Source organism: Leisingera sp. ABD4_442, assembly GCF_056160905.1.
Map to the genome: position 1 here is coordinate 1 of NZ_JBSWYB010000010.1, position 21,908 is coordinate 21,908.

Annotated in this window: 21 protein-coding genes, 1 pseudogene and 1 riboswitch; of the genes and pseudogenes, 10 read left to right on the top strand and 12 right to left on the bottom strand. The window is 59.5% G+C overall.

Translation table 11 applies throughout. The annotated features are described in order from the left end of the window. Positions 1-596 precede the first annotated feature (596 nt). Entirely contained in the window at positions 597-902 is a 306-nt protein-coding gene (locus ACXAHG_RS09990) for a nuclear transport factor 2 family protein (protein WP_475039642.1), read from the top strand. Between the two features lie 168 nt (positions 903-1,070). Here the strand turns inward: ACXAHG_RS09990 and ACXAHG_RS09995 are convergent, their stop codons facing one another. From ACXAHG_RS09995 to ACXAHG_RS10005, 3 genes are all read right to left on the bottom strand, one after another. Next, positions 1,071-1,499, bottom strand: coding sequence for a GFA family protein (locus ACXAHG_RS09995; RefSeq protein ID WP_475039640.1), 429 nt, complete (start codon positions 1,497-1,499; stop codon positions 1,071-1,073). A gap of 185 nt (positions 1,500-1,684) precedes the next feature. Beyond that, positions 1,685-2,533: an SDR family NAD(P)-dependent oxidoreductase gene (locus ACXAHG_RS10000; protein ID WP_475057065.1), complete on the bottom strand. Its 849-nt coding sequence runs from the start codon at positions 2,531-2,533 to the stop codon at positions 1,685-1,687. A gap of 72 nt (positions 2,534-2,605) precedes the next feature. Then, on the bottom strand, positions 2,606-3,490 hold the full coding sequence (locus ACXAHG_RS10005) for an SDR family oxidoreductase (RefSeq protein ID WP_475039636.1): 885 nt from the start codon (positions 3,488-3,490) through the stop codon (positions 2,606-2,608). A gap of 80 nt (positions 3,491-3,570) precedes the next feature. On the opposite strand from ACXAHG_RS10005, the gene ACXAHG_RS10010 reads away from it, so the two are divergent. The 4 genes from ACXAHG_RS10010 (at position 3,571) to ACXAHG_RS10025 (ending at position 7,617) form a co-directional block, all read left to right on the top strand. After that, positions 3,571-4,509, top strand: coding sequence for a LysR family transcriptional regulator (locus ACXAHG_RS10010; protein WP_475039635.1), 939 nt, complete (start codon positions 3,571-3,573; stop codon positions 4,507-4,509). A 94-nt stretch (positions 4,510-4,603) separates the two neighbouring features. Then, positions 4,604-5,830, top strand: a complete 1,227-nt coding sequence (locus tag ACXAHG_RS10015) for a hypothetical protein (protein WP_475039633.1) — start codon at positions 4,604-4,606, stop codon at positions 5,828-5,830. After that, the gene (locus ACXAHG_RS10020; protein ID WP_475057067.1) at positions 5,830-6,900 is read left to right on the top strand and encodes an Ig-like domain-containing domain; all 1,071 of its coding nucleotides are present in this window, start codon (positions 5,830-5,832) and stop codon (positions 6,898-6,900) included. Before ACXAHG_RS10015 ends, ACXAHG_RS10020 begins: the two co-directional genes overlap by 1 nt. 12 nt (positions 6,901-6,912) lie before the next feature. Next, positions 6,913-7,617, top strand: coding sequence for an SDR family NAD(P)-dependent oxidoreductase (locus ACXAHG_RS10025; protein WP_475039629.1), 705 nt, complete (start codon positions 6,913-6,915; stop codon positions 7,615-7,617). Between the two features lie 384 nt (positions 7,618-8,001). Here the strand turns inward: ACXAHG_RS10025 and ACXAHG_RS10030 are convergent, their stop codons facing one another. From ACXAHG_RS10030 to ACXAHG_RS10040, 3 genes are read right to left on the bottom strand one after another with little or no spacing between them, the layout of a single operon-like run. Beyond that, complete coding sequence (locus ACXAHG_RS10030) at positions 8,002-9,204, bottom strand: M24 family metallopeptidase (RefSeq protein ID WP_475039627.1); 1,203 nt, start codon at positions 9,202-9,204, stop codon at positions 8,002-8,004. Continuing rightward, positions 9,201-11,618 carry an FAD-dependent oxidoreductase gene (locus tag ACXAHG_RS10035; protein WP_475039625.1) on the bottom strand — a complete coding sequence of 806 codons (2,418 nt, stop codon included), beginning with the start codon at positions 11,616-11,618 and terminating at the stop codon, positions 9,201-9,203. The genes ACXAHG_RS10030 and ACXAHG_RS10035 overlap by 4 nt, the downstream gene beginning before the upstream one ends. A gap of 3 nt (positions 11,619-11,621) precedes the next feature. Further along, entirely contained in the window at positions 11,622-12,245 is a 624-nt protein-coding gene (locus ACXAHG_RS10040) for a cupin domain-containing protein (RefSeq protein ID WP_475039623.1), read from the bottom strand. A gap of 59 nt (positions 12,246-12,304) precedes the next feature. On the opposite strand from ACXAHG_RS10040, the gene ACXAHG_RS10045 reads away from it, so the two are divergent. Next, positions 12,305-13,486 carry an aromatic ring-hydroxylating oxygenase subunit alpha gene (locus tag ACXAHG_RS10045; protein ID WP_475039621.1) on the top strand — a complete coding sequence of 394 codons (1,182 nt, stop codon included), beginning with the start codon at positions 12,305-12,307 and terminating at the stop codon, positions 13,484-13,486. A gap of 257 nt (positions 13,487-13,743) precedes the next feature. After that, positions 13,744-13,881: pseudogene (locus tag ACXAHG_RS10050) on the top strand (IS5/IS1182 family transposase); the annotation flags it as partial. A gap of 108 nt (positions 13,882-13,989) precedes the next feature. Here ACXAHG_RS10050 and ACXAHG_RS10055 read toward each other — a convergent pair. The 6 genes from ACXAHG_RS10055 to ACXAHG_RS10080 form a co-directional block, all read right to left on the bottom strand. Beyond that, positions 13,990-14,640, bottom strand: coding sequence for an energy-coupling factor ABC transporter ATP-binding protein (locus tag ACXAHG_RS10055; RefSeq protein WP_475057068.1), 651 nt, complete (start codon positions 14,638-14,640; stop codon positions 13,990-13,992). Further along, positions 14,627-15,415 carry a cobalt ECF transporter T component CbiQ gene (gene cbiQ / locus ACXAHG_RS10060; RefSeq protein ID WP_475057070.1) on the bottom strand — a complete coding sequence of 263 codons (789 nt, stop codon included), beginning with the start codon at positions 15,413-15,415 and terminating at the stop codon, positions 14,627-14,629. Before cbiQ ends, ACXAHG_RS10055 begins: the two co-directional genes overlap by 14 nt. Then, on the bottom strand, positions 15,412-15,981 hold the full coding sequence (locus tag ACXAHG_RS10065; protein ID WP_475057071.1) for a cobalt ABC transporter permease: 570 nt from the start codon (positions 15,979-15,981) through the stop codon (positions 15,412-15,414). Before ACXAHG_RS10065 ends, cbiQ begins: the two co-directional genes overlap by 4 nt. After that, entirely contained in the window at positions 15,978-16,595 is a 618-nt protein-coding gene (cbiM, locus tag ACXAHG_RS10070; RefSeq protein ID WP_475039614.1) for a cobalt transporter CbiM, read from the bottom strand. Before cbiM ends, ACXAHG_RS10065 begins: the two co-directional genes overlap by 4 nt. A gap of 10 nt (positions 16,596-16,605) precedes the next feature. Continuing rightward, positions 16,606-17,391, bottom strand: coding sequence for a DUF4198 domain-containing protein (locus ACXAHG_RS10075; protein ID WP_475057073.1), 786 nt, complete (start codon positions 17,389-17,391; stop codon positions 16,606-16,608). Between the two features lie 147 nt (positions 17,392-17,538). Next, positions 17,539-17,753: riboswitch (cobalamin riboswitch) on the bottom strand. Positions 17,754-17,872: 119 nt separating this feature from the next. Next, positions 17,873-18,778, bottom strand: coding sequence for a LysR family transcriptional regulator (locus ACXAHG_RS10080; protein WP_475039610.1), 906 nt, complete (start codon positions 18,776-18,778; stop codon positions 17,873-17,875). Between the two features lie 139 nt (positions 18,779-18,917). Here ACXAHG_RS10080 and ACXAHG_RS10085 point away from each other — a divergent pair, with 139 nt between their 5' ends. The 3 genes from ACXAHG_RS10085 to ACXAHG_RS10095 are packed head-to-tail and all read left to right on the top strand — an operon-like array spanning position 18,918 to position 21,890. Continuing rightward, complete coding sequence (locus ACXAHG_RS10085) at positions 18,918-19,934, top strand: TRAP transporter substrate-binding protein (protein ID WP_475057074.1); 1,017 nt, start codon at positions 18,918-18,920, stop codon at positions 19,932-19,934. Positions 19,935-19,989: 55 nt separating this feature from the next. Beyond that, a complete protein-coding gene (locus ACXAHG_RS10090) occupies positions 19,990-20,613 on the top strand; it encodes a TRAP transporter small permease (protein WP_475039606.1) in 624 nt (207 codons plus the stop codon). After that, entirely contained in the window at positions 20,610-21,890 is a 1,281-nt protein-coding gene (locus ACXAHG_RS10095; RefSeq protein ID WP_475039604.1) for a TRAP transporter large permease, read from the top strand. The genes ACXAHG_RS10090 and ACXAHG_RS10095 overlap by 4 nt, the downstream gene beginning before the upstream one ends. Positions 21,891-21,908: the final 18 nt, after the last annotated feature.

Here is a 21,908-nt window from a genome sequence, read left to right on the forward strand (position 1 = left end):
CCTTATTTTGCTGATGCATATGGCCACGGCGGTGCCTGTAACGGGCCTAGAACCCGGTCAACACCGCCCTTAGGACTGCCCCCGGGCACCATTTCAAATCATTGAAATAGTTGATTTATTTGGCCTGTTGAGATCGTCAGATTTCACCCGTAAAAGTTACACACAGTTATACACTCCTCTGACGGGCTCGATTTGTCCCAAGATTCCAAAAACCGAATACTCAAGATCAAGCATCTCCGGAAAGGGCTGGCCATCCTGCTGACAGCCCGAAGCCCATATTGGCTTATTCGGTTCAGGGACCCGATTGCAGGGAAACATGTCCACCGGTCGTCCAAGGAGACATCGCGTCTCGAAGCGATTGAAGTGGCCTATGAGTTTGCCGACTCATACCGCAGCAAGGCCAACAGCGACCATGCTCAGAAGAAAGCCACCAGTTTTGAGCACTATGCCAAGAAGCTGATGGCATTCAGAAGGGCAAGTCCAAGTGGTCGGACGGCGACAACAAGCTGCTGAACCGGTCGAAAGACGGGCTGATCTGCTATTTCGGTAAGTATGACGTCACGAAGATCACCACCGGCAAGGTTCGGGACTACCTGATGCACCTGGACGAGAACCGGCCTAAGCGGCTGGCAGAATCGACCAAGGCCAAACACACCATCATCATCCGCAAGGTCCTGACCCTGGCGGTGGAAGACGGCATCCTGAACGTGCTGCCGGTGATGCCGAAGCAGAAGACCGTGGATACGCCCCGCCACACCTTCACGGACGACGAATACAAACGGTTCATGAAACCCTGGGCTTTCTTCGATCTTTGGCGCGTTGAGGACGGTTTGATTGTAGAGCATTGGGACGTTGTTTCGCCCACACCGGCAGAGATGGTACATGGGAACGGAAAGTTCTAAAAACCGGCGAGGATTGGTGGGCCGGGACTGACTGGCTCGCCAATTGGACATTCACTCGGATAGTACAATCGCGTTGCCAGTGCAGTGCTTAGGACTGAGGGTGGACTGGAGGAAATGTCCTGTCGTTCAGCTTGCAGCGTGCAGCATTCCAGAACGCGCAGAACCAACCTATGAGTGGTAGTCGCTCAAATCCTCGGGTGCATGAAGCAATGTCCCCTCGTACTTTGTCAGGTCATCGTTCATCTGAAGCCAGGGCAGTTTGCTCTGATAGTTCACATGAAAGGTCGGTTTGAAATCCTCCGGGTGTTCCAGGGACGCTGCGTATAGGTGCATCCCTCCTGCATAATGATCAGCTTCAAATCCAATCGGTGATCCGCAGTCGTTGCAAAAATGCCTGAACACGCCTTTGGAACTTTCAATGGTCTTCGGCTCGTTTCCGGTCCACTTGAAGTTCTTGACCGGTACGCCAAGCCAGGCGACGACCGGTGCGGCGCAGTTTCTGCGGCAATCGTCGCAATGACAGTAGCAGGCCCAAGTTACCTCGCCTTCAAACTCCCACCGCGTCCCTTTGCACAAGCAATAACCACGAGTTGCCATTTGTCTCTCCAATTATAGTACCAAGCAGCAGATCCATGAGCCCGAAGTATCGGACCCATATCCTCGGGATCAATTGCACGGTCAACTTGGTCCGGGGGGCAAAATTTGGACGGATTCATTTCTGGATGCGACGCGAGCACCGTCAGCCGCGTGCTGCGTCTACTACGGTGCTGCCATGCGCTCGTTCAGCTTTCCTGCGCGATGAAAGCAGCGAAAGAGTCGGCATAGTCCGGATGCCAGCGGCTGAGCGGCGGACGGTTTTCGATAATGTCGCCGACGGCCCATGCGATGCGTTTCTCGTCCAGCGCGCGCGGCACGTCGTTGTCTGGGCACAGGATGTAGAAATCGCCGCGGTTTACGCTTTCCACGAAGAAATCCACCGTTTGCTCCGCTGTCCATGCGGCGGCGGGTTTTTCGGTGGCACCGATCATCGCCGTGTGAACAAAGCCGGGCACCAACAGATGCGCTGAAATCTGGCAGCCTTCGGTGTTTCGCAGTTCGTGCGCCAGTGCCTCGGTAAAGACTTTCAGACTGGCCTTGGACACATTGTAAGCCGGGTTTCCGGGCGGTGTCGTAATCCCCTGTTTGGACCCGGTGTTGATGATTGCGCCGGGACGGCCCCGTTCGATCATGCCTGGCACGAACACTTGTGTGCCGTGGATGGCTCCCCAAAGATTGACACCCAGTATCTTCTCCCAGATGTCAGGTGCGGTCAGACATGACGTCCGGCCGCCGACACCGGCATTGTTCATCAGGATATCCGCGCCTCCGAAACGTCCCGTTACCTCTTTTTCAAGAGCTTCGAGCTGCACACGGTCGGAGACGTCAGTGGAGGCCGTCAGGACGTCTGCCGCACCCGCGACGCGCAGGATCACCTCGGCCTCGGCCAGCTTATCGGTATCGCGGTCGACTGCGACGATTTTCATTCCCATGCCAGCGAACTTGGTCGCGGCGGCAAGGCCAATACCCGACGCGCCACCGGTGATGACCGCAACGGATGAAGATTGAAACGCGGGGTGTGTCATGTTGATCATCCTTTTCAGGAATACAGGGGAAGTAGCGGTGGCTCGGCGGCTGGCCGGAGCACTCCCGGCCAGCCTATTGCTTCAAGCGGCTTTCCTGGCTGCAACGTTCAGTTTCAGCATGTCTGCCATGCCAAAATTTGTGAAGAGCGCTTCGGTGCTGGCTGCCGCGAGATCGTTCATTGGTTTGACAAGATCCCCCATGCCGACAGTGTCCACCTCGGTGCGGAACGGGCGCATGCCAGGAGCTGCGTCAACAACGGAAACGACAGCTTCCGCCACCAACGAAGGATTTTGCTGAGGGTTGGCCGCAAGGAACTCATTCATTTGCTGGCGTGCCGCCACCGGAGCGTCGGCCATTTCGCCATAGCCCTCATTTCGGTCGGTTGAGGACGGCAGGATCAGGTTGCCATGGAACTCCGTCGGGAAACCGCCGGGTTCAACGATTGCAACATCAACACCAAACTGGCTGAGTTCCGCACGATAGTTCTCGCTGACCGCCTCCAACGCCCATTTGGTCGCATTATAGGGGCCATAGAACGGCAGGGTGACACGGCCCAGAACGCTGGTGACGTTCAGGATCAGGCCTTCCCCCCGCTCGCGCATTTGCGGCAGCACGGCGCGCATCATACGCTGCGGGCCGAAGACGTTGATGTCGAAGACACGCTGAAAATCAGCCGCCGAGAAGTTTTCCTGGAGACCGTGAACACCAACGCCCGCATTGTTGATCAGCACCTCAATCCCGCCCAGACGGCTGCTTGCAGCCGTGACACCAGCTTCGACGGACGCATCATCCGTCACATCGATGTCGACAATTTCCGCGCCCAGGTCCCGCAAAAGATCTGCGGCTTCGGCGTTGCGGCCCTGAGGGTCGCGGACTGTGCCAGCGACCTTGTGGCCCGCTTTCAGAAGTTCCGCGACGATCAGTTTGCCAAAGCCGCTGCTGGCGCCGGTGATCAGGATGTTCATGTTTCTATCTCCATGTTCGCCCGCTTCGGGCCTTTGATGAGAAACAGATACGTGTTGCCATAAATTCAGAACAGTGGGATATGATTGAGCCCATGGTTCAGGATATTAGAACGCTTGGGTTGCCAACGCTCATCAGCTTTCACACGGTTGCCAAGGCTGGCGGAATAAGTGCGGCAGCCGGCCAGCTAGGGATTGCCAAGTCCGGCGTCAGCCGGCATGTCGCGCAGCTCGAAGAGCAATTGGGCGTAAAGCTTCTTGAGCGCGGGGCGCGGTCGGTCAAGCTGACTCCAATTGGTGAGCGTCTCGAACACCGGATAGCGTCGGTGTTGGCTGAAATCGATCTGATAGAAGACATCGCTCGCGAAGAAAGCATCGGCATATCGGGACAGGTCAATCTTGCCGCAACGCATGAATTCGGCGGCCTCGTCGCGGCGAAGCTTTTCCCGCTCGCACGCGAGCGCCACCCGGATCTGACCCTGGTGATGCGTCCGGACTACGGCTTTGCGGACATGCAGGATCCCGGCATCGACATCGCGTTCCGGATCGGAACAGTCCATGATGACCGCCTTATCGCGCGTCAGATGGGATCCTTCAGGCGTATTCTTGTCGCCGCGCCTCAGGTGTGTGCGGAGTACAGGCTGACGCATCCGAGAGATCTGGCCAACGCCCCCTGCCTGACCTTCCGCGGAGATCGCCCGGGAGCCGTGTGGGAGTTTGAAACCGCTGCGGAAGAGACGCCGGTTTCTGTTTCCGGCCCTCTGGCGGTGATGAGCTTTCACATTCTGCTGGATCTTGCTCTGGCTGGACTGGGGTTTGCACTAATCCCTGAATTCATGCTCGGCGATCTCGTGACCTCCGGCAGGCTGGTGCGGTGCTTGCCCGGCTTTCGCGTGCGGCCCCATCCGGTATTCCTTACCTACCGGCAGGGCGCACGCCGAGTTGCCCGCATCGATGCGGCGATCAAGCTGTCCGAGGAGGTCATCCCTGGCCTCCTGTCCAGAAAAGACGTCTTGGGGTAGTTCTGCAGATTGGAACGTTTCGTTCCAATTTCGAGGTCTGTTGTCATTTTGGGCACCCTTTATCTTTGGGTCCATGACAACAACGGAGAGCCCAATGCCCCACTTCCTCAAGACTTCCAGCGCCATTGCGCTGACATTTTCGGCTGCAACCGCGGCCTTTGCAGACGCGCCAGTCCTGAAATCCGCAGGCGCGCTCACGTTCAACGACGCCAATACACTTTTTGTCGGTGACGGCCGTGCCGGTGTTGTGCATGCGTTCCAACTCAGCGATGCGCAGATCACCGACCAGAGCTCCTATGAGCTTGGCCGCGCCAAGACCTTTGAAGGCCGCACGATCTTTGAAGACATCAGCGCCGAAATCGGCGCGCTCCTTGGCGTTCCGGCTAACGAGGTCGAAATCAACGACATGGTGGTGCATAAGCCGACCAAACAGATCTTCCTGTCCGTCCACCGGGGTTTGGGCCCGGATGCCGAAGCGCTGATCGTCAAGGTCAACCAGGGCGAAATCGAGCTTGTGGACCTGGCCAAGGCAGAACATTCGGCTCAAAGCATTGGTGCGCTGCCGGAGGGCGAAACCATCGAATTCGGCCGCCAGCTTTATCAGCTCGCGATCACTGACATAGACTATTACAATGGCGAGGTCTTTGTCGCTGGCGTGTCGAACGAAGAGTTCGACTCGACCCTGCGCCGGATCAGCTATCCGTTTGACGGCACAGCCGAAGCCTCCAAGATCGAGATCTGGCATGCGGTTCACGCGCAATGGGAGACCCGGGCGCCCATCATCACCCAGACCATTGTCGAGCTTGAGGGTGAGGCGACCATGATCGCGCTTTATGGCTGCACTCCCGTTGTACGTATCCCGCTGGCCGACCTGGAAGACGGCAAGCAGGTGCGCGGCACGATGATCGCGGAGCTTGGCTACGGCAACTCGCCCATCGACACTATTGCTTACACCAACGCCTGGACCGGCCAGCAGAGTGTTCTGGTGACAAACACCCACCGCAGTGCGGCTTCTTACCCGCTTGATACTCTGGCGACCGCCAAAGCCATGCCGGCTGGCGAAGGTGTTCAGCCTCTCTTTGGCATTGGCGGAGCGGAATACACCCCGGTTCCGATCAGCGGCGTGGTCCATATCGACACCGTTGACGACGCCTGGGCGGTGACCGTGCGTGAAAACCCCGAAAATCCGCGCATCCTCGAAATGCACACGCTGGCGATGCCGATGTTCTTCGAACGCTCGGACCATGTTGTCGAAATGAACTGGGAAGGCGCACCGGATCCGTTTGGCTTCCACGTCGATCCCCCGCTGCAGTACAACTGATGTCTGTGCAGCGCTTCATGGTGCGGCAAGCGATGCTTGCCGCACTGCTCCTCCCGCCCTTCGCAGCGGCGGCAGAGGTTCGTGCGGAATTCGATGCAGCCAGCGGTTCCGTGATTGTATCAGGACTGGATGAGAAGGAACGCCAAGACCTGATAGAGACCCCGTCAGCAGTCCGCCTGCAGCATGCTGCGGCGGATCGCAGCCGAAGCATGGCATTGTCGGTCCGGACAAAGGGCGGGACGCTGGTTATCGACCCGCGTTTCAGTTTGCGGGCGGGGGCCGAATATTTGGTCCGGCTCGGTGATTTTGAAACCAAAATCGCTCTGCCTGGTGGCGAAATCAAAACGCCTGAACTTGTTTGGCATGCGCCGGCCGGAGCCCAGGTGCCCGCCAATACGCTGCGGTTCTATCTGATGTTCTCCGAACCAATGGCCCGCGGGCAGATCCGCGGCAGTATCTGGCTGGAACGTGCTGACGGCAGCCGGGTGGACAGCCCGTTTCTGAATTTGCACGCTGAGCTCTGGGACAGCAGCCAGCGCCGCCTGACACTGCTCTTTGATCCCGGCCGGATCAAACAGGGCGTTGGTCCAAATCAAACGGACGGCGCCCCGCTTAGGGTTGGAGAGAGCTACCGGCTCATCGTGGCAGGCATTATGGTCAGCGCTGAGGGCGCTGCTCTTGGTGACCGTCTGGAGCTGCCCTTTAGGGTTGGTCCCGCAACGAGAACGGCCGTGAGACCAGATGGCTGGCAGATCTCCAGCCCGGAGACCGGCACCGCAACCCCTATTGTCATTACCTTCGACCGGGTCATGGACCGCGGCGCCTCCGCCAGGCTGATAGACGTTCTGGATGATTCAGGAACAGAAATTCCAGGCACGGTCACAACGGACGGCCTGACATGGCGTTTTGTCCCCAAGAGACCCTGGTCAGCTGCAGTACGCCTCCGCATCGATCCGGATCTTGAAGACATTTCCGGCAACTCGTTGCGCGCGCCTTTCGACGCAAAACCCAACACCATCGGGCAGAGGCCGCAGCCATACGAAGCCGTTGTGATTGCGGCGCAAAATTGAGGAGGCAGGACCATGAGGCCGACCTACAGACATGCATTGATCATCGGCGCCGGTCCGGGATTGTCCGCATCTCTTGCACGCCTGTTCCATGCCAATGGGCTTCGTGTGAGCCTGGCAGCACGGAAGCCATCTGATCTTTCCGGATTGGCTGAGGACATTCAGGCAACCGCCTATTCTTGCAATGCAAGCCGACATCAGGAGGTTGTTGAACTCTTTGCGGAGCTGGATAGGGCGCAAGCGCCGGATGTGCTGGTCTACAATCCCTCACGTGCCATCCGAAAGCCCTTTGTCCAGTTGGACGCCGCCCGCGTTGAAAGCGCGATGCAAGTCAACGCCATGGGCGCGTTCTATGCCGCCCAGGAAGCCGCAAAGCGCATGGTCCCCCATAACCACGGTGCAATTCTCTTCACCGGAGCCTCGGCAGGTATGAAGGGCTACCCTCAGTCGGCCACCTTCGCCATGGGCAAATTCGCCCTGCGCGGACTTGCTCAATCGCTGGCACGCGAACTCCATCCCCAAGGTGTCCACATTGGGCACATGGTTGTTGATGGCCGCATCCGCAACGCTGACCGCCCCGGCTATATGGACGAGCCCGGCAACCCGGACTCGCGTTTGTCGCCGGACGCAATTGCTGAGAGCTATTGGCACTTCCTGCAACAGGACCGGTCTGCCTGGTCATGGGAGCTGGAGATGCGGCCGTGGGTGGAAAACTTCTAACCACATTCCGATTCCAGATTCCCTGGCCGCTGCCAGTGACCGAAGCGAAGGATCCACTTCGCCCAAGTTTTATGTGCGGCGAAGGGTGGCTCCTACCGTGTCTCGATATTCTGACCTGAGCGCTGCGAATGTACGGCTTCGGGTTTAGCCAAAGCGACGCCCGTGAAGGACTGGTTCAGTAAAGCCTGCTGCGTTGCCGGATATCAGATGCCGCAACCGCGAACAGTTTCTGCGCGCGCTCGCAGAACGAAGTATTCTGCAGCAGCATGGCGCTGGACACTGCAGCGCGGCTGGTAATCCGGTCGTTAGGACTACCTCGCTAAACTGGCCGGTCCCGTTCCAGTGATCAAAAGGACGTCAGTCGGAAAGGGCCGCTCTCAGGTCTCAGTCCAGCAAGTTTTTGTCGTATGGATAGGTATCAAGCTGTTCGAGGCAATTGGCCGTCACTAGAAACTGATGCTCGATCTTGACGCCGCTGCCGCCTCGATCAGAGCCGACATATCCCTCGACACAGATCATCATATTTTCCTCGATGATCCCGTCATAGCCGATGTCGTCCCAGTCCTGGGGATAGGGCACATAAGGGTATTCATCACACATTCCCACGCCATGCATGATGCAGGGGTAGCGGTGGGTGTGGAATTCTTCGGGGTGGCGGAAGCTCTTGTCCACCAGCTCCTTGAACGACACGCCGGGGCGCACATTGGCCTTATTGTGCTCGATCTCGTCCAGCGCGCGTTTGTAAAGGTCGCGGAATTCGTCGGGCGCCTTGCCTTCACCGCAATACCAGGTGCGGGAGATATCCGACATGTAGCCAAAGGGGCCGACCATATCGGTGTCAAAGCCCAATAGCTCACCATTCTGAATGCGCCTTTCGCTTGCCTCTTGCAGCCAGGGATTTGTCCGCTCTCCCGAGGCCAGCATGCGCGCTTCAGACCACAGGCCACCATGGGCGATGTTGACCTGGCTCAGGATGCTCCATAGCTCGTTTTCAGAGATGCCGGGCTGGAACGCCTCGTGCATCTTTGAGATGCCCAGCTGCGCCACGTCGATGGCGTAGCGGCACAGCACAATCTCTTCCGCTGATTTGATGGAACGGGCCTTTTCCAGAAAGCCCGGCGCGTCGACGACTTCGAACCCGGCCTGCATCAACCCTTGAACGGCAGAGGCGTCCAGACGGTCAAGCGCAACGCGGCAGCGGCCCTTGCCGTCCAGCCGGCCTTTGACGAAATCCACGAACTTGCGCGTATTCTCCACCTGGTCAAACCCCGCAAGGAAGGGCGCAAGACCGAACATCGGGATGTATTCCGTGACGTGGTCCAGATCCTTGATGAAGGCACCGCTGAAGACCACCGGGCCATCGGCAAAGATCATAAGCATCATCAGAGGGATGCGTGCCTGGAACTGCATGTATTCATGGTAGTTCACGGCATAGCGCATGGTCAGCGGGTTTGTGATGACGGCCAGTTCGACATCCTGTTCCGCCATGGCCTCGAGAATGCGGCCCATGCGGTAATCGTTCAGCTTGGTCCAGTCGATCTCGGGTGCCAGCAACGTCGCTTTGGCCAAGCCGGTGGTGATGTTCATGCCTTCAACCTTTCGTTTTTGGGGTCGAGCACCGCATCGGCCAGCACATTGGCCTTGCACATCCGGCCAAATACGATCACGTCCAGCGTTGTACCGGGTTGCGCCGCCTCTGGTTTGACAAAGGCAAAGGCCAGATTGCGGCCAGTCGCCGGGCCGAACCCGCCCGATGAGACGGAACCTACCTTCTCGCCGTCCATATAGACCGCCTCGCCACCCAGCACATCGGTGCCGTCCAGCTCAATATCGAGATACGCAACGACCGAACTGCAACCGGTTTCCGCCAGCTTGCTCAGCGCGTCTTTGCCGACGAACTCCTTGTCGAATTTCACAAATCGCATCTGGCCGGTGTGGACGGGGCTGGCGTCATTGGCCAGTTCATGCCCGCCGCGATAGGCCTTTTCCATGCGCATCATTTCCAGCGCCTTTGATCCAAAGGGGACCAAGCCGTGGTGATGGCCCGCGTCCCAGATCGCATCCCAGAGCGCGCCAAGCTGGTCCATGGGCGCGTGCAGTTCCCACGCCAGTTCACCCGAAAAGGACAGGCGCAGCGCAATCAGTTGAACGCCCGCAATCGTTAACTCGCGCGCATTGAGCCAGCCAAAGCTGTCATTTTCCAGCGATGCCTCGCTGAGCGGGCCCAGCACTTCGCGCGCTTTCGGGCCTGCCACGGTCAGGATGCCCCAGTCATCGGACAGGTTCTTGACCACCACATTCTCGGAACCGCGTTGATGGACTGTGATCCAGTCCCAGACCCGGCGTTCCGAGGGGCCGCCGGTGACGAACCAGAACCGATCCTCGGCCAGTCGTGCAATCGTCGCCTCGCCCTCGATCGTGCCTTGCTCATTCAACAGCAGAGTCAGACAAGTGCCGCCGACTTTCTTTGGCATCCGGTTGGCACAGAGGCGGTTCAGGTAAGCTTCGGCTTCGGGACCGGTGATTTCAAACTTGGAAAAAGCAGAGAAATCGCCGATGCCGACGCCCTCATGCACCGCGCGGGCCTCGGCCAAGGCCGCCTCCCACGACGGGCCGCGCTTCCAGGATTGCGGCTCTTTCCCGCCCCATTCGGGCTTGCCATAAACGCGCGGGCGTTCCCAGCCGCCCGCCTCTTCGAACACCGCATGCAGCGCCTTGGTGCGCTCATGCACGCCGGAGTTTCGAATCTCGCGGCAGGTTTCATATTGCAGCTGCGGAAAGGGCAGCGACAGGCGGGTCATGTAATTTTCGCGGCAGCGCTGATAGGTATAGTCCTCATCCACACGGGAATGGAACCGGCGCGGATCAAAGCCGCGCATTGAGATATTGGCCGTGCCATGCACCATCCATTGCGCCAGCGCCCGGCCCATCCCCGGCCCCCAGGAAATCCCCACGGTCGCGCCACAAGCGAGCCAGTGGTTGCGCAGCCCCGGAGCTGGTCCGACCAGCGGATACCCGTCTGGTGTATAGGTGATGGCCCCGTTGACGATGCGCTTGATCCCTCGCTCCATCAAGCTGGGGTAGCGCTCAAAACATTTCTCCAGCCACGGCGTAATCCGGTCGTAGTCCGGTTCAAACAATTCATTTTCGCTATCCCATGGACAGCCCTCGCGCCATTTGGCCAGCGCGTCATGAGTGTCATATAGCCCGATCAGCGCGCCGCCCTGTTCGCGGCGTAGATAGCCGGTGAAATAGTCGTCACGGGTGACGGGTATTTCGTGACCCATGGCCTCAAACTCGGGCACCGCATCAGTGACAACATAATGGTGCTGCATCGGCACGATGGGCAGATCGAGGCCGGAAAATGCACCAATCTGACGCGCGTGATAGCCGCCCGCGTTGACCACATGTTCGCAGATGACGTCGCCCTGTTCGGTCACCACCTTCCATTCGCCTGAAGGCAGCTGCTGTACATCCGTCACCCGGTTGCGACGCATCACCTTTGCGCCCCGCATCCGCGCGCCCTTGGCCATCGCTTGGCAGGTGCCGGATGGATCAACATGGCCATCATCGGGCGTGTAGATACCGCCGATGATGTGTGAGGTGTCGTAGATCGGGTTCAGCTTGGCAATCTCTTCGGGGCTGACCCAATGACATTCCTGCCCGCGCGCCAGCACTGCATCGCGCGTGTGCATCAACCAGGCGCGGTGGTCCTCGGTCGCAGCCACGCGCAAGGATCCGCAATTGTGCCAGCTGACGCCTTGGTCGGTTTCATCCTCGATGGTTTTGTACAGATCGACCGCATAGTCATGGCAGATGCCAAGGGCATGGCCCACCGTCATCCGGCTGACCAGCCCCGCCGCATGCCAGGTCGCCCCCGAGGTCAGTTCTGCCTTTTCCACCAGAACAACGTCTGTCCATCCTTCCTTTGCCAGATGGTACAGGACACTTGCGCCCATGTTGCCACCGCCAATTACAACAACACGCGCGTGATCACTCATCTGCTATCTTTTCATGGAAACCGGTGTGTTGGCCCAGATGATCTGGGCCTCAACCTTGCCGGGGTTGCGGTACCGGTGGGGGATATCAGCGGAGAAGCTGAAACTGTCGCCGGTTCGCAGGTGAAACACTTGATCGTCTAGGGTGAGTTCGATCTCCCCCTTCAACACCATCCCAGCCTCTTCCCCTTCGTGGGTATAAAGGTCGTCACCGGTGCTGCCGCCAGGTTCATAGGTGGAAATGCCCATTGCCAGCTGCCGGTCCAGGCTGGCGGACAGCAGGTGATCTTCGAACCCCATATAGTCTGTGCCTGACAGCCCGGAATAGGTCAGCTTGCGGCGCCTGTCCGCGCGCACAATGAAAGGGCGCTCTTCGGCGGGGGCAGGACCATCGGTTTCAAAGAACCAGCCGACCGGAACTCCAAGAGCTTCCGCGACCTCTTGCAGGGCCGTGACGGAGGGACGGGCCAGACCGCGTTCGATCTTGGACAGAAATGAGGCGGAACGCCCCGAGGCGTCAGCCAAATCGTTCAGGGTCATATTGTGTGCTTTGCGCAGGGCGCGCAGGTCCTCACCCAGCCGGTGGAGTGAGACATTGGTACCCGATTGATGATTTTTCTTGACGATCATGAAAATTTACAGTGCAAATTTTTCCCAAACTCGCAAGTATTTTCTGAAAGGCGCATCCCGTGGACGGTAACTTTCCAGACACTCCGGTCCTGACAAAGGTCAAGGAACTGCTGGGCGAGGAAGGGTTCGCTCAGACGTTTGCCCCGATTGAGGAGGCGAGCGGTCTGCCGAACGCCGCCTATTGGTCCGACGAGTGGCTGGCCCTGGAGCAGGAGCATTGCTTTCGCCGCTCATGGGTGTTTGCAGGGGCAGCCGCGGAGCTGCCTGAGCGCGGCGACATGAAACCGCTCGAAATCGGCGGGGTGCCTCTGATTATCCTGCGCGACCAGGACGGGGGCATTCGTGCGTTGCACAATGTGTGCCGGCATCGCGGAGCAAAGCTGGTGAGCGAACCGTGCAGGAGATCAACCCTGACCTGCCCGTATCATGCCTGGGTTTATGGCCTGAACGGAAAGTTGCGGGCGCGGCCGCATTTCAACGGACCGGATGTAATGGACCGTTTCGAGGACGGGGGCGGCGAAAAGCTGGATCTGATCGAGGTCCGATGCGAGGTCTGGAACGGCTGCATATTCGTCAATATCTCGGGCGATGCGGATACGTTGGTGGACTGGCTGAAACCGATGCTGGAGCGCACCCCGGGCTATGATTTCTCGGCCATCCGCTGGGCCGGAAAGATTGATTTCGAAGTCGAGGCCAATTGGAAGCTGGTCTACGAGAATTACATGGAAGGATACCATGTCTTCGCCGTCCATCCCAAACTGCTGAAATTCGCACCGATGAACGTGCGGTGGTCGGGAGAATGGGACCGGCATGTCTTCTACAACGACTATATCTTTCCCGAAGTGGGCGAGGGGCGCGGCGATCGTCTGCCGCACTATCCCGGTCTGTCCTCAGAAGATGCCAAACGCGGTCTTTGGTTCCTGTGCTTCCCGCATTTCGCGGCCGAAGTCTTCCCTGACCAATTTACAGTGCTCGTCAGCTATCCGATTGCACCGAACAAAACACGTGAAGAGCTGCATGTTTTTCTGATCGGAGATGCTGCGACTTCAGAGGATCATGCCGAAGCACGGGCCGAGCTGATGCAAATGTGGGATGACCTCAACCGGGAGGATCTTGGCATGCTCGAACTGCTGCAGCAGGGCCGGCTGTCCCCTGCCTATGACGGCGGCCGCCTTAGCCCGCATTGGGAAGGACCGACACATGATTTCGGGCGGCGCGTGGTTGAACGTTTACTGTCTTGAAATTGCGCGCTGTGTTTCGCTGAATTGCCGTGGATCTGGTCGCCAAACCGTTTCGCTCCTGATAATAGCACAGCCGGTGAACGACCCGAGCGGCAACATGCGATGTACTCCAGCGACAAACGAGCAACTGCGATCAAATGCCGTGTCGTCTAACTTGTCGGAGCAAAAACCTGCCAAGTTCCGAGTCTCACTAGGGTCAGGACCCATTGATTTTCACTTGGCAGCGTGATTCACGGTTCGAAAACCGAGCGGTGAACATGTCTGATCTTTTCTGGCTGACAGATGCGCAGATGGCGCGTCTTGCCCCCTTTATCCCGAAATCACACGGCAAACCTCGTGTCGATGATCAGTGTGTACTGAGTGGGATTATCTTCATCAATCGCAATCTCTTGCGCCGCCGTTGACACGTCGCGCAGTCTTGCAGCGGTGCCGTGCTAGCGGCTTTGAACCACGCGGCCAGATCTAGCGGCAATGACATCGGCCGATGAGAGTTCGCGGATGTCCTAAACCCGCGCAAGCTGCCGATCCCGCAGGCGGTACCCATCCGGGGCGACCTGCGCGCGGAATTCCGGGTCGTGACTGACCAGCAGGATCGCCTGATCCAACTCCAGCAGGATCATGGTCAGCCGGGCGTAGTTTTCCGGGTCCAGCGCATTGGTTGGCTCATCAAGGATAAGCACTTCGGGCTCCATCGCCAGCACCGTGGCCAGCGTCACCAGCCGCTTCTCGCCTCCCGACAGCTTGTGAGTGACCCGGTCGCGCAGGTGCATCAGCCCCAGGCGGGACAGCACATTGTCAACGATCGCCAGCACCTCTTGTTTCGACTTGCCCAGGTTCAGCGGGCCAAAAGCTACATCCTCGGCCACAGTCGGACAGAACAGCTGGTCGTCAGCGTCCTGGAACACAAAGCCCACGCGGCGGCGCATATCGTGAAAGTCCGTCTCAGTGCGGCATGGTTTGCCAAAGGCTGAAACGGTGCCGCTGGCAGGTGCAATCAGCCCCATGATGATCTTCAGAAACGTCGATTTGCCGGCGCCATTTGGGCCGACAATCGACAGCCGCTCACCAGCTTTAAGCTGCATCGAGGCGCCTTGCAGCACGGGGTCAAGCCCGGGGTAGGCAAAGTGGATATCGTTCAGTTCAAGAAGCGGCATAGGAGGCCTCGGCCCAGATCAGGGCGGCTAATGCGCAGGATAGCGCCAGGGTAAACAGCAGGTCGGCGCGGCGCAGGCGGAAGTCTTCGAGCAAGATGATGCGGCCGGAAAAGCCCCGGCATTTCATCGCGGCCAGGATACGTTCTGAACGCTCGATGGCGCGCACCAGCATCATCCCCACAAGGTAGCCATAGCTGCGGTAGGTGTGCCAGTTGGTGCCGGGGCGGAAGCCGCGCAGCTTCATCGAGATGCGCAGCCGCTGGTATTCCTCACGCAGCACGTCGATGTAGCGGATGGTGAACATCATCAGATGCACCAGCCGCACAGGGGTCTTCAGGGCAAACAGCGCGTGCCCCATGGTGACTGGCTCCATGGACCCGACCAGTGTCATCACCGCCAGAATGACCGCATTGGCGGTCAGGGCGATTTCGGTTGCGCGGCGCAGGCCTTCCCAGCTCGCCTCAAGCCCCGAGATGGAGAAAATCGGGGTGCCGGGGATGGTGAAGGGCAGCATTACCAGCATGAAGATGATGAAACTGTCCATCATCGCCATCCGCTTCAGCGTCTTCCGCGGCGGCAGGCCGGAGAAGGCCAGCAGCCACAGCGACAGGCCAAGCGCCGCCGCCAGCACCAGCAGATTGCTGAGCGAGACAACCACCACTGCGTAGATGGCAGCCATCACGATGCGCGCCCTAGGGTCAAGCCTTGCGACCTTCGCGCGGAAGCCGCCAAACCCGCTGAGCGGCGCGTCGCTGCCTGTCAGCACATAGGTCATGCGCTGGCGCCGATCTTGCGGCGAGCGGCGATGTAGAACCCCAGGCCGAACAGGCCGAGGATATAGCCGATGCCGCCCAGCACGGACTGGAAGTCCGACTTGTTCTTGAACGCGGTCAGCTCCTGGCGCAGCGGCCGCAACTCGGTGCGCAGCATCCGGGCCAGTTCGGCGCGGGATTGGTCGGACAGGCCGGCAGCCCCAACCGGAGCCGCATCCGGGCTGGCTGCGGTCTCGATCGGGCTTTCGCCCATGATCTGTGCGACGTCTGCAGCTTCCATAATGATCTCTGCCACATGGCCTGCGCCCAGATCACCGCGGAAGACATGCGTGACCGGCGATGCCGGGGTGAACAGGAAGAAACCGTCGGCATCGGTCCTGGTTTCGCCCAGCTTGGCCCCGGCCGCGTCAAAGACTTCGATCAGCAGGTCCGCGGCCATATCGCCGTTGGAAAAGCCCACTTCGCCCTCGATGTCCGAACCGGACGGGAACACCGAGGAAATCACGTTGTGCGCCAAGGCCGGTATCGGCGCCAGCAGCGCCAGGATCAGAACACAGGCGCGGATCATGCCAGGCTTCCTTTCGTGTCGATGAACAGTTCGGGCTTCACCCGGCGGGCCAGGAAGATGGCGGCACCGGACAGCAGCGCTTCGATCACCATCACCGGGATGTGGGAGAAAAACACCAGTTTGGCCGCCAGGATAAACTCGTCGCCGGACAGCATCAGCGACACTGCCACGGCAAGCGTCGTCAGAGCAATCGCCAGCCCGCCGCCGATGCCGCCCCAGACCGCCCCTTGCAGCGGCGAGCCGCGCGCCAGCAGCGGCCGGAAAATCAATCCGACCAGAACCGCTGGCAAGGCAATGTTCACAGCGTTCACGCCCAAGACGGTCAGCCCGCCAAAACCAAAGAACACCGCCTGCAGCAAGAGGCCGACAAATAGGGCCGGGAAGGCGGCCCAGCCCAGCACCAGCCCGGCCAGCCCGTTCAGGATCAGGTGAACCGAACTGGGACCGATCGGGACATGGATCAGCGAGGCCACAAAGAAACTGGCCGAAAGCACCCCCGCCGCCGGAATACGCTCCAGCGGCAGGCTGCGCAGACCCATGGCAATACCGCCGACGGCGGCAACCGCGCCGCCGATCACAACCGGGTTCGACAGTGCGCCGTCTACGATATGCATGGGGTCAGTCTCACTTCAGCTCTTCAGCGTGGATCCACAGCACAGCATCCTGGCTGAGTTCCTTACCCTCATGCTCGGTCGCCGGGCCCGAGCCCAGAGCCGCAAAGCCCCAGTAGCCCGCTTTCGGGATACCGAAGGAGAACACGCCGTTCTGGTCGGCGATGGCAACAATCGCACCACCCGGCATCTCGCCCACGGTCGGGCTGGTGGTGGAGAATTTCTCGAGATCCGGCTCAGCCGCCATGAATTCGATCTCGATCTCGGCACCGGCAACCGGCTTGCCGTCGGCCAGAACCTGACCCGAGAAGGTGGAGCCGACGATGACGTTGTAGGGTTTGTTCAGCGGCAGGATCTCGGTGGCCAGGCCAACCGGCTGGTCCCAGTCGGTGGGCAGGGTGTTGCGGTTCAGCACGACCTTGGCGATCTGCTGGATGTAGATGTCCTCGCTTTCCTCGTAGTAAGGCGCGGGCACGGTCACCACGACATAGTCGCCCGAGCGTTTCACCGGCACCGAGGCCTTATAGGCCGAGGCTTCGTTTTCAACGCCCTTGAAGGTGGCGAGCTCCAGGCGGTCCGTCAGGTCGGTCTTCTCACCCTTGTGGATCATGAAAAACTCTTCCGGCTTGCCCATGTCCATCGCATGGCCGTTCGCCATCGGGTGCCAGAACACCAGGCCCATCGGGACATCGCCGGGCTTCTCGATCAGCGCTTGTTCAGTGTAGTTCAGCTGGAAATGCGCCGATGCGGTAACCGGCAGGGAAACGGCCAGAGCAGCGGCCAGGTAGTTCAGTTTCATTTCGTCCTCATTCGACGACGCAGGCGCACCTGCAATCAGGAATGAACAACGGGGAGTAGCGGCACGGAATTGTCGAAACAACGCCCGGGCCAGACGCGCACCCCGGCGTCCGGTTTGAAAAAGAAGAGAGGGCCTCTGCAAGCAGAGTCCCATTCCTCGCGTCCGGCAGGTCTCCTGACTCGCGGGTCCTGGTTCGGCTGGCCTTCCCGGGACAGTTCCCAGTGGCATGTTCAGCGTCACTCACCGCTCACAGTTGCGGGGGCAGTCACGGATTTGGTCCCTTTTGGGTACGCCGCACCGTGTTCCCTATTTCTTCCGCTGCGCATTGAAACACTCGCGGAACCGGTCACTTTGGCTGAATGGCAAAACGGATTTTCTGAGTCAAGAGAATCGTAACACGTTCACCTGACCGCACCGGCGCTGCAGGCACTGTCTCCTTCTGTAAGTTTGCAGCCGGCAAGCAGACGTGCTTCGTCTTGCCTCATGCCTGCGGCTTGCTTTCAGCAAGGCAAGCGTTCTGCAGGTCTTGGGCGAACAGCTCCACGGCATGTCTCAGCACATGAACACGGCGCGTTGCGAGATAAAAGGTTGAGGTCCATTGCATTTGGCTGTTCCTGATTTCCCGAAACCTGCCGTCTGCAACCCGCCTGCAGGCAAAATGTGTGGGCAGCGGCCCCAGAAAATGACCGGTTTCAATGAGCATCGCCATGGCCTCCATGTTGGCCACAACCGCCGTTGGTTCCGGCGATCCAAGTTTCGGTGAAACCAGCATGTCATAAGAGCGCTGGCACAACGGATACTGCCCGATGGTTTCAAGACTGATTTCACTGTCCGGTACAGCAAACAAAGGATGCTTCTGCGCGCAGTAAAGCTTGTGCTCCTCACAGCACAGTTCTGAATACTCCAGCTCCGGCACCTGGCTGCGAAACGGCGCCACGGCAACATTCAGTTCACCGGTGATCAGCTGCTGGGTCAGGTCGGCAGGGGAGGCAACCACAATTTCAATCCTGACTTCATTCGGACGTGCGAGGAATTGCTGCAGGGCCTCTGCAAATTTCAAACTGGGAAGGCTGTCGATCGAATCCACGGTGCCGATCCGCAGGTCCCCGGCAATGGTATCCCGCAGCTCCAGCAGCTCGGCATCGAAATCGCGCGCGCTGCGCAGAATGTCGCGGGCTTTCTGATAAGCGATCTCACCGCGCTCCGTCAGACGGAAGCCGCCGCGGCCGCGTTCGCAGATCCGGTAGCCCAGCGAGGTTTCAAGGTCGCGAATGCGGATACTGATGGCCGATTGCGTGACACCAAGGGCATATTGCGCATCAGAAAATCCGCCGCAATCAACGACGGTGACAAAAGTTTCCAGCAGCGTGTTGTGCAACAGCTTCATGATATGGCCGTCTGGTTATGGGAGGCATTACATAAAAATCTTTCATGCAAATATAATCAACGTAATATTTTTCAATCCCTAAGCTCGTGCTGAGGTGCCTCCCGACCCCGTTAACCAAGCCAACTGGGAGGAGACCCGCATGGCCTTTACCTTGAAAACCCTGAAAACCACCGCCGCTGCGGCGCTGCTGAGCCTGGCGCCAGCCGCCGTGTTTGCCGAAGACTGGAAATTCGCCATCGAAGAAATTCCGGGCTCGATCATGGACGCCTATGCGCAGGAGTTCAAAAAGCGCATCGAGGCGGCGACCGATGGCGATGTGACCGTGAGCGTCTACCCGATGGGAACCCTGGGCACCCCGACCGAGACCGTTGAGCAGGCGGCGGACGGCATCATCCAGCTGACCAACGTCTCGATCGGCAACCTGGGCACCATCGTGCCGGAAAGCCAGGTGTTCCTGCTGCCCTATCTGCTGCCCTCCGACCCGGCGGCGATCTCGAAGATCCTCAGCAGCTCGGACACTATCTATGGCGATCTGAACGCGGACTTCCAGAAACGCGGCCTGGAAGTGATGACCATGTATTCCGAGGGCCCGCAGGTCTGGACCACCAACCGCGAGATCCGCACTCCGGAGGACTTCGAGAACTTCAAGATGCGGGTGATGGTGTCGCCGATCCTGCTGGAGACCTACAAGAACATGGGTGCAAGCCCCACTCCGCTGCCGTTTGGCGAGGTGTTCGGCGCGCTGCAGCTAGGAGCGGTCGACGGCCAGGTGAACCCGATCCCGACCATCGAAGAAATGAAGTTCTATGAAGTCACCAGCCACCTGATTTGGGCCGGTGAGCAGGAACTGGTGACCACTGTGGTCGCAGGCTCCGACTGGTTTGCCACCCTGACTCCGGACCGTCAGCAGCTGGTGCGCGACACCATGGCGGACATGACCGGCTTCATCGACGGCGTGGTCACCGATTTCAACCAGGCGCGCCTGGACGTGATCAAGGAAGCCAAGCCGGACATCGGCCTGGTGGTTCTGACTGAAGAAGAGCGTGACGTCTTCCGTGCCCGTTCGGGCGACACTGCCGCGGCCTATGTCGAGACCGCAGGCGCCCGCGGTCAGGAGCTGCTGGACGCGCTGCAGGCAGAGCTGGCGGGCAACTGATCCCGCTTTCAGGCCCCGCGCGCATTTGTGCGGGGCCGCACCAAGGGAGGATATCATGCAAGACGGCAAACCCGCTCCCTTCGGCTTTCTGGGAAAGATTGACGGTGCCATCGGGCGTATCGAGGTCTGGATCCTGGGCTGGGGGATCATCCTGATGGCTGGCAACACAATCGCCAATGTCTTTGGCCGCTACGTGTTCAACCAGTCGATCTATTTCTCTGAAGAACTCAATGAGTTCCTGATTGTCATCGTCACTTTCATGGGGCTGGGCTATGCCACTCGCAAGGGCATCCACATCCGCATGTCGGCGATCTATGACGCGCTGCCGGTGAAGATGCGCAAGGGGCTGATGGTGGTGATTGCCGCGACCACGGCGGCGATGATGGCGCTGCTCGCGTGGTACGCGCTGGAATATGTGCAGAAGGTCGCCAGCCGCGGCCGTATCACCCCGGCGCTGCAGGTGCCGCTGTACCTGACTTACGTCTGGGTGGTGATCGGGCTGGCGCTGACCTCGTTCCAGTATCTGCTGACCGCGCTGCGCAATCTGAATTTCGCCGAGGAGGAGATCTATGTCTCTTACCTGGAGGTGGACAGCTACGAAGATCCGGAAACCGCCGCAGCCATTCAGCGCTATGAAGACGCCGGTGAAGAAATGCGGGGCGGGGAGGAAAAGCAATGACCGAACTGATGCTTGCCGTGATGATCCTGTTGTTGCTGGCAGGGTTCCCGATGAAGATGCCGCTGATCTCGGCCGCGGTGCTGGGCTTCCTTGTCTACTTCCCATCCATGAACATGCAGATCCTGATCCAGCAGATGATCGGCGGGGTGAAGCCTGCCGCGCTGATTGCAGTGCCGATGTTCATCCTGGCTGCCGATATCATCACCCGCGGCCATTCCGCCAACCGGCTGATTGACGTGGTGATGAGTTTCATGGGCCATATCAAGGGTGGGCTGGCGATCTCGGTGACCTCGGCTTGCGCGCTGTTCGGTGCAGTCTGCGGCTCGACCCAGGCGACCGTGGTGGCCATCGGCGGCGCAATGCGGCCCAGGATGCTGAAGTCCGGCTACAAGGACAGCTTTGCCATCGGCCTGATCGTCAATGCGGCTGACCTGGCCTATCTGATTCCGCCCTCTATCGGCATGATCATCTATGGCGTGGTCTCCGGCACCTCGATCTCGCAGCTGTTCATCGCGGGCATCGTGCCGGGGCTGCTGATCGTGGTGCTGTTCTCGGCCTATTGCATGGTCTACGCCTACCGCCACGACATACCCGTGCTGCCGCGCGAGGGCTGGGGCCAGCGGTTCACCGCCATGCGGCGGGCGTTGTGGCCGATGGGTTTCCCCGCGATCATCGTTGGCGGCATCTACGGCGGAGTGTTCTCACCTACCGAGGCTGCAGCGATCTGCGTGCTTTACGCCGCAGTGCTGGAGGTGCTGATCTTCCGCTCGGTCAAACTGCGCGACCTTTGGGACATTGCGCTGTCGACCGGTGCCATCACCTCGGTTGTGTTCATCCTAATCGCGGCGGGTGCGGCTTTCAGCTGGACGCTGAGCTTTGCCCAGGTGCCGCAGCAAATCATCGCCTCGCTCGGTCTGGATGAGGCCGGGCCGCTGATGGTGCTCTTGGCCGTCAACATCGCCTTCTTCGTGGGCTGCATGTTCGTGGACTCGATTGTGGTGATCCTGATCCTGGTGCCGATCTTTGCACCGATGATCAAGGCGGCGGGCCTCGACCCGGTGCTGGTCGGTGTGCTGATCACCCTGCAGGTGGCCATTGGCGCCGCAACCCCGCCATTCGGTTGCAACCTGTTCACCGCCATCGCAGTCTTCCGCAGACCGTTTGTCGAAGTGGTGCGCGGTGTGCCACCCTTCCTCATCATCCTTCTGATCGTGACCGGGCTGCTGGTCATCTTCCCGCAAATCGCCCTGTTCCTGCCGGAACTGGCTTACCGCTAAAACAAGAAACTGGAGAGA